We start from the raw sequence: 14518 nt of genomic DNA on the forward strand, positions 1-14518 counted from the left end.
CCTCCCGAGCCTACCCATTTATACTCAATCTGAGTATTTTATACTTACGAACTTATACTCGATTCGAGTATATTGTCAATCGCGGGAGATTGGCAGCTTGGCTCCGGCCAGATGGCGCTCCGAAAGGGCGCGCTCCTCGACAATCGAGTAGCGAAAACGGAACAGTTTTGCCGGGCGACCGCCGGTTTCGCTGTCGCTTTCGCCGGTTTCCTCGACAAGATCCTGCTGCTCGATCAGGCGGCGGAAATTCTGCTTGTGCAGGCGCAAGCCAGCCAACGCCTCGACCGTGCGCTGCAACTGCAGCAGAGTGAAACTGTCCGGCATCAATTCGAACACCACCGGACGGTATTTGATCTTGGCACGCAGTCGCGCAATCGCCGTGGCAAGGATACGGCGATGATCGGCAAACATGGAGCGACCATTCTCGTCTTCCTTCATTCCTGCCTCGGCTACCAGACCAGCCTCGAACAGCAGCTCATAGCGCTGCAACACAAGGTCTTCGTTCCAGCGCCCGCTCCATTCTCCACTCTCAAAGCCGAAGGTAAAAGCGATACGGCGCATGCGCTGCGCGGTCAGTTCCGGCGTTTCGGCCCGATAGGCCCAGACAAGGAGCGCATTGTTGAGATGCTCCATGATAGCCGGCTCGCCCTGGCGGTGATCTTCCCATGGCAGATAATCATACCAGCCGCGCCAGCCCGCCTGCCCCGCCGCCGCATCACTTTCGCGCACAAGACCGAGATAGCTGATCGAGATGATGCGCTCGCCCTGTGCATGACGGTCACGGTCGGCAAAGGTGTAGAGTTGCTCCAGATAGCCAACCGGGTGCGCGGTTTCCGACTGCACCCAGGCACGCAGACCCGATTGGAGAGAACGATGCTCGCTTTCGAACGGACCGGACGGTAAAGCTTGCCCCTGCCGCACAGTCATGACGCGCGGCTGTTCACCAGTCACAGCGGCCAATACGGCAATCAGTTCAGTATGGGCAATATCGTCAGTCACGGTCGCTCCAGAAAACACTTCCGGCATTGAACGCGATTGACGAATAAATACAAGGCGCTACCGCCATACGGCACAAGTTTTAGAAACTAGGTTTTCGGTTTTGCGCCGAAAACATGCTCCGGCCCCGGAAATGTTCGCGCCTGAACCTCTTCGGCATAGGCTTTCGCCGCATCGGAAACCTGCGGAGCCAAATGCGCAAAACGCTTCACGAAACGCGGGGTGAAATCCTGAAACAGCCCCAGCATGTCATCTGAAACCAATATCTGCCCATCACAGGCCGCCGAAGCCCCAATGCCCACTGTTGGAATGGCGAGCGATGCGGTGATCTCGCGCGCCAGCGGCTCCACCGTGCCTTCGATGACCAGCGCGAAAGCGCCGGCATCAGCAATGGCCTGCGCATCACGGCGAATTTGATCAGCTTCTTCATCCCCGCGCCCAAGCGAGCGGAAACCACCCACCGTGTTGACCTGCTGCGGCATCAAACCGACATGTCCAAACACTGGAATGCCGCGTTTGACGAGGAATGCAACCGTTTCGGCCATTTCCTCGCCGCCTTCGAGCTTGACGCCGTCGCAGCCGGCTTCCTGCATTACGCGGGCCGCATTGCGGAACGCCTGTTCCTTCGATTCCTGATAGGAACCGAACGGCATATCGACAATAACACAGGCTGTCTCGGCCCCTCGCATGACTGCCTGCCCGTGTGCGATCATCATGTCGAGCGTCACCGCAAGCGTCGAATCCATGCCGTAAAGCACCATGCCAAGAGAGTCGCCGACCAGCAGCAGATCGCAGTGCGGATCAAGCAGACGTGCAATCGGCGTCGTATAGGCGGTCAGGCTAGCGATGAGGCGTTCGCCCTTCATGGCCTGGATGGACTTGGGCGTCAGCCGCTTCTGTTTAACAAGTGCGCTCATTTCAGGCCGCCTGTTCCTGCGCGACATGCGCGATCACACGATTGTCGAGAAGCCGCGTCGTGCCGAGCCGCACGAACAGTGCGACGAGTACTGGACGCCCCTGAACCGATGTCAGGCGCTCCAGTGTCAGCGGATCGCGGAGTGCCACCACGTCCGGCACAGCCAGCGGTTCAGTGGCGATGAAAGTGCGGATTGCCGCTTCCAGCGCATCGGGATCGTCCAGGCCGGAGCGATAGAGGCGCTCGGCTTCATCCAGCGCCTTCGGCACAATGATTGCAGCGGCGCGTTGTTCAGGCGTCAGATAGACATTGCGGGACGAACAGGCGAGCCCGTCATCCTCGCGCACCGTCTCGACGCCAACCACTCGCACTGGAATCGCCATGTCCTCCACCATGCGGCGGATGATGACGAGCTGCTGGAAATCCTTTTCGCCGAAATAGGCTGCATCCGGGCCAACGATATTGAAGAGCTTGCTAACGACCGTTGCGACACCGGCGAAGTGACCGGGACGCGCCTCACCTTCCATCTGGTTGCCAAGCGTGGGCACATCCACCACGGCCTGCATCGGGCGCGGGTACATGTCGCTGACGGTTGGAGCGAAGAGATAATCGACGCTCGCCCCACGCAGCTGAGCCGCATCGCGTTCCAGGTCGCGCGGATATTTGTCGAGGTCTTCATTTGCGCCGAATTGCAGCGGATTGACGAAAATCGACACGACGGTCACGTCATTTTCCGCCTTTGAACGATGAACCAGCTCAAGGTGGCCTTTATGGAGATAGCCCATGGTCGGCACAAAACCGATGCGTTTTCCAGCCCGCCTTGCAGGTGTCAAAATCTGACGCAATTCCTCTATGGTGCGGATGATCTGCATGAGGTTCTCCTCGCGGCCCGAATTTATTGGCCGCGAGTCCTACAGCGTCAGCTCAAATATGACAACTGTGGAGGCGAAGCGTTCTCCGTCGCTTATTGCGTAGGGATCGTTACCGCGCCAACCGTATTGCCAACAGCGCGACCAAAGCGGTCGATCTGCTCGTCATAGGTTTTGCGGGTATTCGGATCAAACACGGCAATTGGTGCTGTCACCACCAGCGAGGCGGCGGTACCGACACCTTGCGCCGTACCCATCGCCACCGCGCCCAAACGATCGCCGAGGCCGACCTGCGAATCCGTAATCGTCTGGCCAGCAACAAGGCGCTGACCGATCAGCTGCACGACTTCCGGGCTCGCAGCAAACTTGCCATGGTTAAGACGGTCACCCGCCTTCAGCTGCGTCAAGTCGATAACGGTGATGCCTGCTTTTTCCAGCTCGGAGCGATAGGGCTCAATCGACGGGTCGATTTGACCCAGGCGGTCAATATTGCCGGAAATACGCCGCGACAATGCAAGCGCCTTGTCATCCCGAGACGTGAACAATGTGAAGCGTGGATGCTGCTTGCCCATGGCAAGGAACTGTTTCGAGAACACATCGACGTCGAGATCGGGGGATGCCAGAATGACATCCGTTATCTTGGCATTCACGCGACCGTCGCGGATCGCCATCTGCCGCAGAGCCTCAACCGTCAGCCAGCTGCCCATCGAATGGGCCATGACCGTAATGTCCTTGACCTCGGGCTCGCGCACGATGGCACGCAATATCTGCTCCAGCGCATCGCGGGAATAATTGGTGCTTTCCTTGTCGTAATTATAGTCGAATACACTGGCGCGCGATGGCCAGGTGAAGATCACCGGCGCAACATCGGCTCCCGAATCATGCACGATCTGCGCAAAGCGATAGACGGAATCCTCGAACGTATTGTTGAAGCCGTGCACGAACACCATCACGCGACGGCTTTTGGTCAGGTGCGGACGAACCCAGCCCGCCATTTCCACATCGGTTTTGAGCGGCGTCACACTGACGGTGGTGAAATCCTTTTGCGGATTGGGTGGCAGTTTCTTCGGCCATTGCACTTCACCCGCCTTGCGGTTTTTTTCCGGCGGAATGGACACAACAATCTCGTTGAGCGACACGAGCTTGTCGCGTTCGCCGGAGAAAAGTATGCCGGGATTATCTGACGGACGGCGCGTGGTCGCGACGACGAGGTCAACCTTGGTCGTACCGGGAGAAACGGCATCGCCAACCGGGATAAGCACGCCTTCTGGCCGGCTGGCGCAACCGGCAAGCACAGACAGAAAAACAAGCAACGCAGGGGCAGTCCGAGAAAAAACGCGCCGCAAAACCAAACTCCCTCAACGCTACGCCAGCAGGTCTCTTATACGAGGGGGCTGAGATGCTGACGCATCACGCCCTGAAAATGCTCAATCGCCGCACAGGCTTAACCAAAATTCGATGGGTCAAACTCATCTGGTTTTGGTATTACACCCGAACCTTGAGGGTTAATATATTCTTTACGTGAAACGTTCTGCCAAGCCCCAATTATCCACCATTGTCGGAACGCAAGGCGATTGCGGCTTATGGGTTACACACTGTTCAACAGGTGATACTTTCCTCGTGATCAGCTCCGACCGATATAACCGCCAACAGCAACTCCGTTTTTGAAGGAGGCACACTATGGCATTGGAACTGACAGGGCTGCACCATTTGACAGCCATTACCGCCGACGCACCCGGCAACCGGCGTTTCTATACCGACACGCTCGGGCTTCGGCTTGTCAAGAAAACCGTTAATCAGGACGACACCAGCGCCTACCATCTGTTCTACGCAGATGGTCTGGCTTCCCCCGGCACGGACATCACCTTTTTCGACTGGCCGGTACAGCGCGAGCAGCGCGGCACCAACAGTGTCGCCCGCACCGGTTTGCGTGTTAACGGTGTCGAAAGCCTCGAATGGTGGCGAAAGCACCTGAACGATAAAGGCGTCCAGACAGGCGATATTTTCGAAGTTGCAGGACGAGCCGTTCTCGACTTCGAGGACCCGGAGGGTCAGCGCCTGCGTCTGACCGATGATGGCGGCGCGGGTGAAGCGCATAGCTGGGACCGGAGCCCTGTGCCTGCGGAACGTCAGATCAGGGGTCTTGGACCGATCACGCTCAGTGTTCCCGAACTGGCACCGACCCAAATCATTCTGGAAAAGGTCATGAACATGCGTCAGACCGGCGACTATATCTCGCCCGACGGCGAAGGTCATGTCCATGTCTTCTCGATGGGGCCGGGTGGTGCCGCCGCCGAACTGCATGTTGCGGTGCAGCCAAACCTGCCGACTGCATGGCAGGGTGCAGGCGCCGTGCATCATGTGGCCTTCCGCACGCCGGATCAGGAAAGTATGCAGGAATGGGTCGACCGTCTGAGGTCCGTGCGCATGCCGTCAAGCGGTGAGGTCGAACGCTATTATTTCCGCTCGCTCTACTTCCGCGAGCCGAACGGTATCCTGTTCGAAATCGCTACGGATGGGCCGGGTTTCGCTGTTGATGAACCACTTGAAAGTCTTGGCGAAAGCCTTTCGCTTCCACCTTTCCTCGAAGGAAAGCGGGAAGCCATCGAGCGTAACCTGAAGCCCCTCGATTAATATAGTAAAAGGGCTGCGGAGAACTCCGCAGCCCTTTAATTTATATCTTGTCCCGAAGCCAATCGCCTGCAATGCGGATATCTTCATCGATGAGCGCATGTCCTGCTTCGACCGTGCTGATGGTAAGCGCCGCCCCGTCTTCTCTCAGGACTTTTTCCAGCATTCCGGTCTCATCGCCGAACGGATCGGATGCACCATTCATCAAAAGCACTGCAGCATCCGACAAATCCGCGCCATCGGGCTGCTCCTTTAGAGCCTCCTGACCGCGCAGAAGAACCGCCGTGCGAACAACGTGTGGATGCAAGCGCATGAAAGCGGCCAGCAAGTTTGCGCCGTTGGAGTTCCCAATAAAGGCCGTCCGATTCAGATCGATATCATAAGCGGCGGCGGCACCTTCAACGAAAGCCTCGAATGCCTGCGCTTCAAACTGAATATCGGCTTGATCAAACTGTTTCAGGTCGAAGCGACGAAACCAGCGCTGGATACCTTCTTCCGTGCTGCGTCCACGCACGCCGAGAAGGGTTGCGCGTGGTGCAGCCTTGCGAGCGAAAGGCATCAGGTCGTTTTCGTTTCCGCCAGTGCCATGCAAAAGCACCAGCGTACTGCCATCCGGGTCATCCGGCTGGTGTATCCGATGAACAAAAGGGAGATCGCGATAGATGACACGCTCCTCTCCCGGCAGGGCGAATTGTGGCATCCGTGCCCGGATGGCATCCGCCTTTTCTTCATTGCCCGGCGGCACGAACAGGAACTGGCCCAGCTTTTCAACCGGCTCGTCTATTGCGAATCCCGGTGTATCAGTTGCAAATTCGAACAGCGTTCCACCCGGCTCGCGAACATAGAGCGACGTGAAATACTTACGGTCGTGCACATTGACGGCGCTGGAATTAAGTTTGGAAAGCTCCTTCTCCGCCTTTTCCACTTCGCCAGTATCGGCGGCACGAAAAGCGACATGGTCGGCAATACCCGTACCGGGAATGCCCGGCCAGAAGCCGCCTGCGTCTCGCACATCGATGGTGTCGCCGGAATCCGACAGAAGTCGATCTATCGTACCTTCTTTCGCCGAAGGCCTGAAACCAAAATAACGTTCGATGAAACCTGCAGTCTGTTCCGCTGCTTCGGACAGAATAGTCGCAGCACGCAAACGCCGGACAGCGAAAGCTGCCGGAATGCCCTCACTTTCCCACGCATCGTTGGCAGCAAGATCGCAGCCGACAAGCTTGACGATCACACCGTCGGGATCGCGCAGGCGCAGGACAGGTTCGCCAAACTCTTGCACCGGCCCTGCGGATGGCACGTGATAGCGCAAGGCGCGCTCCAGCCAAAAACCGATAGCAGTGCGATCAATAGCAAGTGCGATTTCGCTAACCTGACCGTGGCCGACACGCCCCCTGGCACCATCTTCCCACACCAGAAATGTAATCAATGATCCGGGCGTGCCCGAACGGTCTCCGTAAAACAGATGCAGTTGCTCGGCATCTTCAAACCCGCCCGTCTGCTTGACGATACGCAATCCCAGAAAGCCGGCATAGAAATCGACATTCGCCTGCACTTTTCGGGTGATGAGGGTGATGTGGTGGATGCCGCTTGTCATGGACGCTGTCTCCCCGATTCAGAACTTGTTTCAGAAATAGAGCAGATGACGAGGCTTGCCTATGGGGCCCCGCAGTTACGCATTGTCAACGCACGCAAACGAAAGCGAAGTGGGATTGTGGGGAGCTAAAAAAAGAAAAAGGCCGCGCGGGAGGAGGATGCGCGGCCTGATCTTGAATACGGCTTGGGAGGAGGAGTGCCGTATTCCTTATCGAGTTCTGGGAGGAGGAGTGAACTCGATGAAGAAATGTTTACCCGCCACCCTTCTCTGCAGCAACGGCCATTAATGCATATCAGTTATGCAAAGACGTTAATGCTCAATAAAAAGGCAGATTCGCTAATACAAAAAACGCCCGGAAACCGGGCGTTTTTAAAGAATGTCTGTAAAATTAGGCGCTTACAAAAAGCTGGCAATCAAAGGTGCAGCAAGCACATTCACGAGGCCGACAAGCACCATGACCAGCCCGGCAATCGAACCTTCTTCACTGCCGATCTGGTGAGCCTTGGCCACACCGGCTCCATGCGCACCCATGCCGAAAAGGGCTCCACGCGCCAATGCGGAGCGGATCGGCAACCAATTGAGCATGACTTCGCCAAGGGCTGCGCCGAACACACCGGTCAGCACCACAAAGATTGCTGTGAGGTCGGGGGTCCCGCCAATATCGCCTGAAACAGTCATCGCAAATGGCGTGCTCATCGAACGCGGCATCAGGCTGAGGCTGATTGCTTCGTTGAGACCCAGCAGATGCGCCAGGCCCCATGCGGAAGCCATAGCAGATGAACTTCCGACAACCACGCCCGCCAGAAGCACCGGCCAATAGCGGCGGATCGTTGCGCGCTGCTGGTAAATCGGGATTGCAAAAGCAACCGTTGCAGGTCCAAGCAGCGCGACCAGCCAATGGGTGGCGCTGAAATAGCCACGATAGTTCTGATTGAGCCCAATGACCAGAGCCATCAGCAACAATGGCGTAACAGCGAGCGGTGTCAGCCACCACATGGGAAAGCGGAGATAGACACGCTTGGCAGCGAGATAAAGGAGGATCGTTGCGGCAGACCAGAAAAGCGTCGCTACAAGCGGATTACTTAGCGACATAGCGCAAACTCCAGCGGTAGCAGAGATCAACCGTCAATGCGGTGACACTCATGACCGTCAACGTGCCCAGCAAAATCACAGCCATGATTTTCAGGCCAAGCAGACCAATCAGTTCCTGATGCTCAAGGACTGCAAGCACTGCAGGCACGAAGAAGAGCAGCATTTCTGCCAGAAACCATTCTGCGCCGCGTTTCATGCTGAACAGGCTGACACGACCGCTCAGAAGCAGAGCCAACACGAGCGCCATGCCGACGATGCCGCCCGGCAGAGGCAGGCCGACGAGGCGGACGAAAAGCTCACCTGCCAGCCAAAAGCCGACCAGCGTCGCAATCTGCATCAAACGGCTGTGATGCAGTGCGTAACGAAACCGGATCAAGAAGCTGTGGGCGTTCATGTGCTTTTCCAATGGGGACTGATGCATTTTTCATGGATGAATATAGGCTCTCTCGCACTATTCTAGAAATGAATTGATTTCATTGCAGCTATTCCGTAATAGAATGGCTCATGAACTTGCGCAGCTTCCAGGCCTTTGTCGAAGTGGTGCGGCAAGGCGGTTTTTCCGCCGCCGCTAAAACCATCAACGCGACCCAGTCGACCGTCAGCAAGGCGGTCAGACAGCTTGAAGACGAGTTGGGGCTGGTTCTGCTGGATCGCGAAATCTCGCCTTCTCGCCTCACGACAGCAGGTGAGATTGTCTTTCGTCGCGCGGTCGCCATGCTGGCAGAAAAGGACGACATGCTGGCAGAGCTGGGCGAGTTGCGCGGTATCAAGCGCGGCCTCCTGAAACTCGGCCTGCCGCCCATCGGCTCCAGCGTGCTTTTCGCTCCCGTCTTCGCGGCCTATACGAAGCTGTATCCTGAGATTGACATTCAGCTGGTCGAGCACGGCAGCCGGAGGTTGGAAGAATTGCTGCTTGCCGGAGATGTGGAACTTGCGGCTTCGCTTCTGCCGGTTGAAGACAGTTTCGAGTGGCAGGATGTGCGATGCGAACCGGTGGTGGCGCTGCTCCCGACCGATCATGTGCTTGCGCGTGGTGACGGCGTTTCGCTGCAGGACATTGCCAACCTGCCGTTCATTCTTTTCGAGAGCGGCTTTGCCCTCAATCACATTATCCTTGATGCATGTCGTTCGCATGGATTCTCTCCAAACGTTGCGGTGCGCTCCAGTCAGATTGACTTCATCGTCGAGCTCGTAGCAGCAGGCATGGGCATCGGCTTTCTACCAAAAATGATTGCGGAACAGCGGCATCATCCCGGCGTGCGCATCCACAGAATCAAAGGCGCCGATGTGAACTGGAATCTGGCGCTGATCTGGCGCAAAGGCGCGTTCCTGTCTCACGCCGCTCGTGCATGGCTCAAGCTGAGCAAAGCCGGAACCGGCACTGCATCATCTTGAAACGCCCGCTGCATCGCCTATCTCAATTAGATATACCGACTGGATAAGTGCCCCTGGCACCGCTTCAGCCATAGGCCCGTGTGTAGAATATTGCTCTACCCACTCGTTTCAAAGCGCGACGCCTGAAACCACCCACGGATTTCTGCTCAGCGCTTCATCAGAAGGAGGCTATGATGGAAGGTCAGGTTATATTCTATAAGGACGACAGAATCCTATACCGGCACCATATTGATGTGCAGGAAGACGATTATTCAAAGGGCGTAAACGATGCGCTCATTGCCTTTCAGCGCAATTATGCAGGCTTCGACCTCGCAGGCGACAACATTCACATCCGGTTCAAGAAGCCGGGTGACGTGTAGGTTTTGGAAGATTTTGCGGATCGAAACAGGCCGGTTCTCGAAACAGGGAAACGGCTTTGGTCTGCTGGTTCAACCAAAAGCGGCTTCGCGGGCGACGCGATGAATATCGGTGCGTGAAAGGCCGAGATCTGAAAGCTCGCGGTCAGTGCAGCCACTAAGCTCGCGAATATTTTCACGATACTGCATCCAGCGATGGAAATGGGTGCGAAGATTCATGGTGGTATCCCCTTTTTTTATCTTCCTCCCAACAGTAAGCTTCCGTCTTTCCCTGCCTTTTGAGAAGTGCATATCCTGCATGGCTGCCGTGTTTGCAGCGAAATCCTAGCATTTCACCCGGATTTCCAACAACAAAGGAAACTACCTCCTGTTGTTGTAATCATTATGTAATTCTAGTTTAGATATAACTACTGCTTCGGCACAGGCACCGGTTCATTCTAATTTGAGTTGGAGTTCATGAAAAAGACATTGATCATCGTCGGCAACGCGCCTTTGCCGCGCGATCTTTCTGCTGAAGTGGATGGTGCCGATTTTGTGGTCCGTTTCAACGAGCCCAAAAAATCCATCGGCATGAGTGGCACCCGAACAGATCTCTTGATCTTGGCAACCTCAAGCAAGCCGATGCAGCGGCGGCTTCGCGATCCGGGCTTTGTACAGACGCCAACGTTCAAGGCGGCCAAGGAAGTGATGCTTGCCTATCATCCAAGCATCATTCGCAAATATCACCCTGGTCCGAATTTCCTCTCCCGTCTCAAGGGAAGACGTGGCGACTGGACTATGCAGACCATCGAAGTTGTCGGCTCTGCGGGCAAGGAAATCCGGATCATGCCACCCCAATTCTATCTGGCCGGATGCAAAGAGCTGGGTGTAACCGACGAGAATATAAGCAAAGCCTTTCCAAGCACCGGCTTTTTTGGCATCTGGTACATGCTCGGAAAATGTCCGGAGGAAAGCTGGGACGTGAAAATCTGCGGCTTCACCTGGGAAGGCTGGAAACGCCACACTTGGGGAGATGAGCGCAGTTGGGTTGAGCAGAAGGTCAAATCCGGACGCATCAGCCTCATCCAGTGATCCTGCGCCATCACTATAATTTCCGGCGGAAAACGTAGGGAACGATCACGACACAATCTCTTTAGAGGAGCCTATGAATGAGTGAACCGTTACGCATTTTCATCGGATGGGATTCTCGCGAGCCCATCGCATATGAAGTCGCCAAAGCATCCGCATTGAAGCATTCCTCTATCCCGCTGGAGATCGTGCCGATCAAGTTGCAGGACCTGGTCGATCAAGGGGTCTACACGCGGGAAGTCGATCCACTGGCGTCGACGGAATTTACCTATTCGCGGTTTTTCACGCCATGGCTTGCGGGCTTCAAAGGGTGGGCGCTTTTCTGCGATTGCGACTTCCTTTTCTTGGGTGATATTGCTGGCCTCCAAGCTTACAATGATCCTTCAAAAGCCGTTTATTGCGTTCAGCACGATTATCAGCCCAAGGACAGTGTGAAGATGGATGGCAAGGTGCAGACCAGCTATCCACGCAAGAACTGGTCGTCCTGCATGCTATTCAACTGCGAACATCCTTCGACACGCCAGTTGACGCCGGAGCTGATCAACAGCGAAACCGGTGCCTACCTGCACCGCATGCAATGGGCTTCCGATGATGAAATTGGCGCTCTGCCGACGGATTATAACTGGCTGGAAGGCTGGAACGAGAAGCCGGAAACTGGCCTGCCGAAAGTGGTGCATTACACACGCGGCGGCCCCTGGTTCAAGGATTGGCAGAATGTCGACTACGCCGATTTGTGGCGAGCGGAAGCCGATAGTGTCGAGCCGGGCTGGAAGCCAGTCTGATCTGCAAAATACCTTGAGCTTTCTGTATGCTGCAAGGTAGATAAGGACCATGAACGAAACGCGTCCTGACATCACTCCGAATGACGGCCCGCAAAGGGCCGTCAAGGCTTTCATCATCCATCTGGAGCGCGCCACCGACCGGCAGCCGCAAGTCGAAGAACTTGTTCGTAAGCTGCCTGTAGAGGCGGACGTGGTGACCGCCGTCGACGGGCGCACGCTAGATGCACAAACAATCAGCCGCGTTTATCGACGATCGACGCACAAGCCCCGCTATCCATTTCAGCTCAGCACTAATGAAATCGCCTGCTTTCTGTCGCATCGGAAAGCTTGGAAAGCGATTGTCGATCAGGAACTGGATGCAGGTCTCGTGCTAGAAGACGATGTTGAACTGACGCCGGAATTTGAAGCTGCCTATTCCGCTGCATGCCAGATTCTCAAGGCCGATAGCTTCATCCGCTTTCCCTTCCAGAAACGAGAGAACGGGCGCGCAGTGTTAAACACTGAGACAGTGCGGATTATTGAACCGGTACCGGTAGGCCTTGGCATGCAGGCGCAGCTTGTGGGGAGTAAGGCCGCCCAACGCTTGTTATCTATAACCGAAATATTCGACCGCCCGGTCGATACAACGGCACAAATGAACTGGGTTACGGGGCTTAAACCACTTACTGTCCTCCCTAGCGGAGTGAGAGAAATTTCGAGGCAACTCGGTGGCAGCTCAATACAAAAATCGCGTTCTCTGCCGGACAAGCTGAAGCGTGAAATTATGCGCCCGCTTTATCGCTGGAAGATAAAATCACGCTCGCGCGCAGCTGTCTGAGATTTCCCGTTCCTGTTCCGATTTTCCTGTATCATCAGATTGACGTGCCGCCAACGCACCGTGCATCCTATCGCAGTATGATCGTGCACCCAGATCGCTTTCGCCAGAAAATGGTCTGGCTGAAACAGCCGGGTTATCGTGGTCTGTCGGTGAGGGACGCAATTCCTTACATTTACGGCGGGAAACAGGGCAAGGTCGCCGTCATCACGTTTGACGACGGTTTCGAGAACGTGTTCCGCAATGCTCTGCCCGTGCTGCAGGAGTTTGGCTTCACCGCCACGAACTATTTCGTGGCCAACCAGATCGGCGGCTTCGATCTCTGGGATCAAAAGATCTGCCTTGCGCGCCAACTGCATGAGCGTTGTCGAGTTGCGCGGACGGGCAGATGTTGGTCACGAAATCGGTTCTCATACGCTCGACCATGTCCTTCTGCCGGAAGTGAACGCGCAGGAAGCCATCTCGCAAATCCAGCAATCGCACATGAAGATTGAAGACTTGCCCGGTCGCGAGGTCACATCTTTCGCTTATCCTTACGGCGGAGAAAACGCAGTGACACGCAAGATCGTCGAAGCTGCTGGTTATACAGACGCGACGACGACGGAAAAACGCCGCGCACGGTCAGATGATGATCCGTTCGGCATTCCTCGCCTTACAATCAGGCGCAATGATACTTTACAGCAATTCCCGCGAAAGACGTTTATGCGCTAAGCTGGCTCTTCGCCCTGGTTCCACGTTCTATATCGTGTAGGTCAGCCATAAATCCGCGCTTAACAAGACAATCCGGGCCTGTGTACTGGACCGAACCTTCATAGACGAGCGAAAGGTCGTCTGAAAAACGCTCGTTCTCGATGATTGCGCGGTAGTGTTCTGCACCGCCAGCATGGCTCTTTTCCGACGCAATACGTTTGAACTCGCCGACCGAACGCGATGAGAAGCGGTAATGGAGAAGAGCACCGGTTGCCGGAAGAAAATTCCGGAAACATGGACCCGGCCCATGAATACTGCCCCGGCGATAATCCGTCTTTTCATCGACCCAAATCAGTGGGAATTTTGAAAGTCGCATGCTGCGCCCGAACAAGCGCAAACGTGGCCCGCCACGCACAGCTACACCGAACTTCTCCCATGTCGCCGTATAGCCGTCGCCGTCAAAATGCGACGAAACCTCGAACGGATATTTCGTCCCGTCGTCGATGAAGATCCCGTCACGCAGCAGACCGCGGGGATACATATCGATCATCGGTGCCAGGCACCGACGAATTCCATTCCCCTCCAGTTCCTCGATAAAAGAGCGGATATTCCGTTGCTCCATTCTCGGAAATACGAAGAACTCGTCAGCATCAACCGAAAGATACCAGCGCCCACGTCCGTAGAGATTGAACAAAGCATCACGCCAGGCACGTCCCCGGTTAGCCTGTGCGTAGCTAACGTCCGATGTGAACAAATCCACGTCAGGAGCACCGGACAATATTTCAGTCGTTCCGTCGTCCGATCGGTCATCTACAACGATGAAACGCGTGACACCCGTCTCGCGATAATAGCGCAGAAAGGATTTCATATAGGGTGCCGCATTACGAACCACGCAGACAAGTGGCAGATCGTCTGGCCGTAAAGCCTCGAAGTTTCCGGACGTAGCAATCAGATTTGCCTTGTTTTTCCGGTTCGGAACCGAAAGCTGCACGTGCCGCCAACGCGTGCGCAGACGCCGCATCGGTGAGGCACGCCAATAGGCTGTCCAGTCGTCCATCGTCGAGGCTGGATAGTTCATCACCGTTCGCGTTGATTTCATAAAGATGCCAGTTTTTCAATGAAGGTCACAAAAAGCTGGTGCTGTGTGGCGCTTCATTCAAGCAACTCTTTGTTGAGGCCAATCACTCTGTAACAGGCCCCGACACGCTTCGTGATGAAAACTTCGTCACCGTTATTTTGGTCGTTGAGCCGATTTGCTTGATTTCAATCAATGCTGCTTCACACAAACGTGGCAAATTGCCCATCAATGCGC

Annotated in this window: 15 protein-coding genes and 1 pseudogene; 7 read left to right on the plus strand and 9 right to left on the minus strand. The window is 55.6% G+C overall.

Features of this window, described 5'->3' with window-relative positions; all coding sequences use genetic code 11:
• Positions 1-75: 75 nt before the first annotated feature.
• From AAE521_RS05630 to AAE521_RS05645, 4 genes are all read right to left on the minus strand, one after another.
• Positions 76-1026: an NUDIX hydrolase gene (locus tag AAE521_RS05630; protein ID WP_084094194.1), complete on the minus strand. Its 951-nt coding sequence runs from the start codon at positions 1024-1026 to the stop codon at positions 76-78.
• Between the two features lie 59 nt (positions 1027-1085).
• Positions 1086-1913: a 3-methyl-2-oxobutanoate hydroxymethyltransferase gene (gene panB / locus AAE521_RS05635; RefSeq protein WP_342060707.1), complete on the minus strand. Its 828-nt coding sequence runs from the start codon at positions 1911-1913 to the stop codon at positions 1086-1088.
• 1 nt (position 1914) lies between these two features.
• Entirely contained in the window at positions 1915-2784 is an 870-nt protein-coding gene (panC, locus tag AAE521_RS05640) for a pantoate--beta-alanine ligase (RefSeq protein WP_342060708.1), read from the minus strand.
• Positions 2785-2876: 92 nt separating this feature from the next.
• A complete protein-coding gene (locus AAE521_RS05645) occupies positions 2877-4133 on the minus strand; it encodes an alpha/beta hydrolase (RefSeq protein ID WP_342060709.1) in 1257 nt (418 codons plus the stop codon).
• 328 nt (positions 4134-4461) lie between these two features.
• On the opposite strand from AAE521_RS05645, the gene AAE521_RS05650 reads away from it, so the two are divergent.
• Complete coding sequence (locus AAE521_RS05650; RefSeq protein WP_342060710.1) at positions 4462-5415, plus strand: ring-cleaving dioxygenase; 954 nt, start codon at positions 4462-4464, stop codon at positions 5413-5415.
• A 40-nt stretch (positions 5416-5455) separates the two neighbouring features.
• Here AAE521_RS05650 and AAE521_RS05655 read toward each other — a convergent pair whose 3' ends face one another.
• The 3 genes from AAE521_RS05655 to AAE521_RS05665 form a co-directional block, all read right to left on the minus strand.
• Entirely contained in the window at positions 5456-7009 is a 1554-nt protein-coding gene (locus tag AAE521_RS05655; RefSeq protein WP_342060711.1) for a VOC family protein, read from the minus strand.
• A gap of 396 nt (positions 7010-7405) precedes the next feature.
• Entirely contained in the window at positions 7406-8101 is a 696-nt protein-coding gene (locus AAE521_RS05660) for an LrgB family protein (protein WP_071631985.1), read from the minus strand.
• The gene (locus tag AAE521_RS05665) at positions 8088-8495 is read right to left on the minus strand and encodes a CidA/LrgA family protein (protein ID WP_071631984.1); all 408 of its coding nucleotides are present in this window, start codon (positions 8493-8495) and stop codon (positions 8088-8090) included. The genes AAE521_RS05660 and AAE521_RS05665 overlap by 14 nt, the downstream gene beginning before the upstream one ends.
• A gap of 110 nt (positions 8496-8605) precedes the next feature.
• Here AAE521_RS05665 and AAE521_RS05670 point away from each other — a divergent pair, with 110 nt between their 5' ends.
• Both AAE521_RS05670 and AAE521_RS05675 read left to right on the plus strand, forming a co-directional pair.
• On the plus strand, positions 8606-9496 hold the full coding sequence (locus AAE521_RS05670; protein ID WP_342060712.1) for a LysR substrate-binding domain-containing protein: 891 nt from the start codon (positions 8606-8608) through the stop codon (positions 9494-9496).
• A 173-nt stretch (positions 9497-9669) separates the two neighbouring features.
• Complete coding sequence (locus AAE521_RS05675) at positions 9670-9855, plus strand: hypothetical protein (protein ID WP_010658240.1); 186 nt, start codon at positions 9670-9672, stop codon at positions 9853-9855.
• A 69-nt stretch (positions 9856-9924) separates the two neighbouring features.
• Here AAE521_RS05675 and AAE521_RS05680 read toward each other — a convergent pair whose 3' ends face one another.
• On the minus strand, positions 9925-10071 hold the full coding sequence (locus AAE521_RS05680) for a DUF1127 domain-containing protein (protein WP_071631982.1): 147 nt from the start codon (positions 10069-10071) through the stop codon (positions 9925-9927).
• Positions 10072-10308: 237 nt separating this feature from the next.
• Here AAE521_RS05680 and AAE521_RS05685 point away from each other — a divergent pair, with 237 nt between their 5' ends.
• From AAE521_RS05685 to AAE521_RS05700, 4 genes and pseudogenes are all read left to right on the plus strand, one after another.
• Complete coding sequence (locus AAE521_RS05685) at positions 10309-10923, plus strand: glycosyltransferase family 29 protein (RefSeq protein WP_071631981.1); 615 nt, start codon at positions 10309-10311, stop codon at positions 10921-10923.
• Positions 10924-11000: 77 nt separating this feature from the next.
• Positions 11001-11702: a glycosyltransferase gene (locus AAE521_RS05690; protein ID WP_071631980.1), complete on the plus strand. Its 702-nt coding sequence runs from the start codon at positions 11001-11003 to the stop codon at positions 11700-11702.
• Between the two features lie 49 nt (positions 11703-11751).
• The gene (locus AAE521_RS05695; protein ID WP_071631979.1) at positions 11752-12519 is read left to right on the plus strand and encodes a glycosyltransferase family 25 protein; all 768 of its coding nucleotides are present in this window, start codon (positions 11752-11754) and stop codon (positions 12517-12519) included.
• Positions 12516-13227, plus strand: a pseudogene (locus AAE521_RS05700) (polysaccharide deacetylase family protein). The gene AAE521_RS05695 and the pseudogene AAE521_RS05700 overlap by 4 nt, the downstream one beginning before the upstream one ends.
• Here AAE521_RS05700 and AAE521_RS05705 read toward each other — a convergent pair.
• Positions 13217-14284: a glycosyltransferase family 2 protein gene (locus tag AAE521_RS05705; protein WP_342060713.1), complete on the minus strand. Its 1068-nt coding sequence runs from the start codon at positions 14282-14284 to the stop codon at positions 13217-13219. The pseudogene AAE521_RS05700 and the gene AAE521_RS05705 sit on opposite strands and share 11 nt — an antisense overlap.
• Between the last annotated feature and the right edge of the window lie 234 nt (positions 14285-14518).

Origin of the sequence: Brucella cytisi (genome assembly GCF_038433355.1) — a bacterium.
GTDB classification, from domain to species: Bacteria; Pseudomonadota; Alphaproteobacteria; order Rhizobiales; family Rhizobiaceae; genus Brucella; species Brucella cytisi.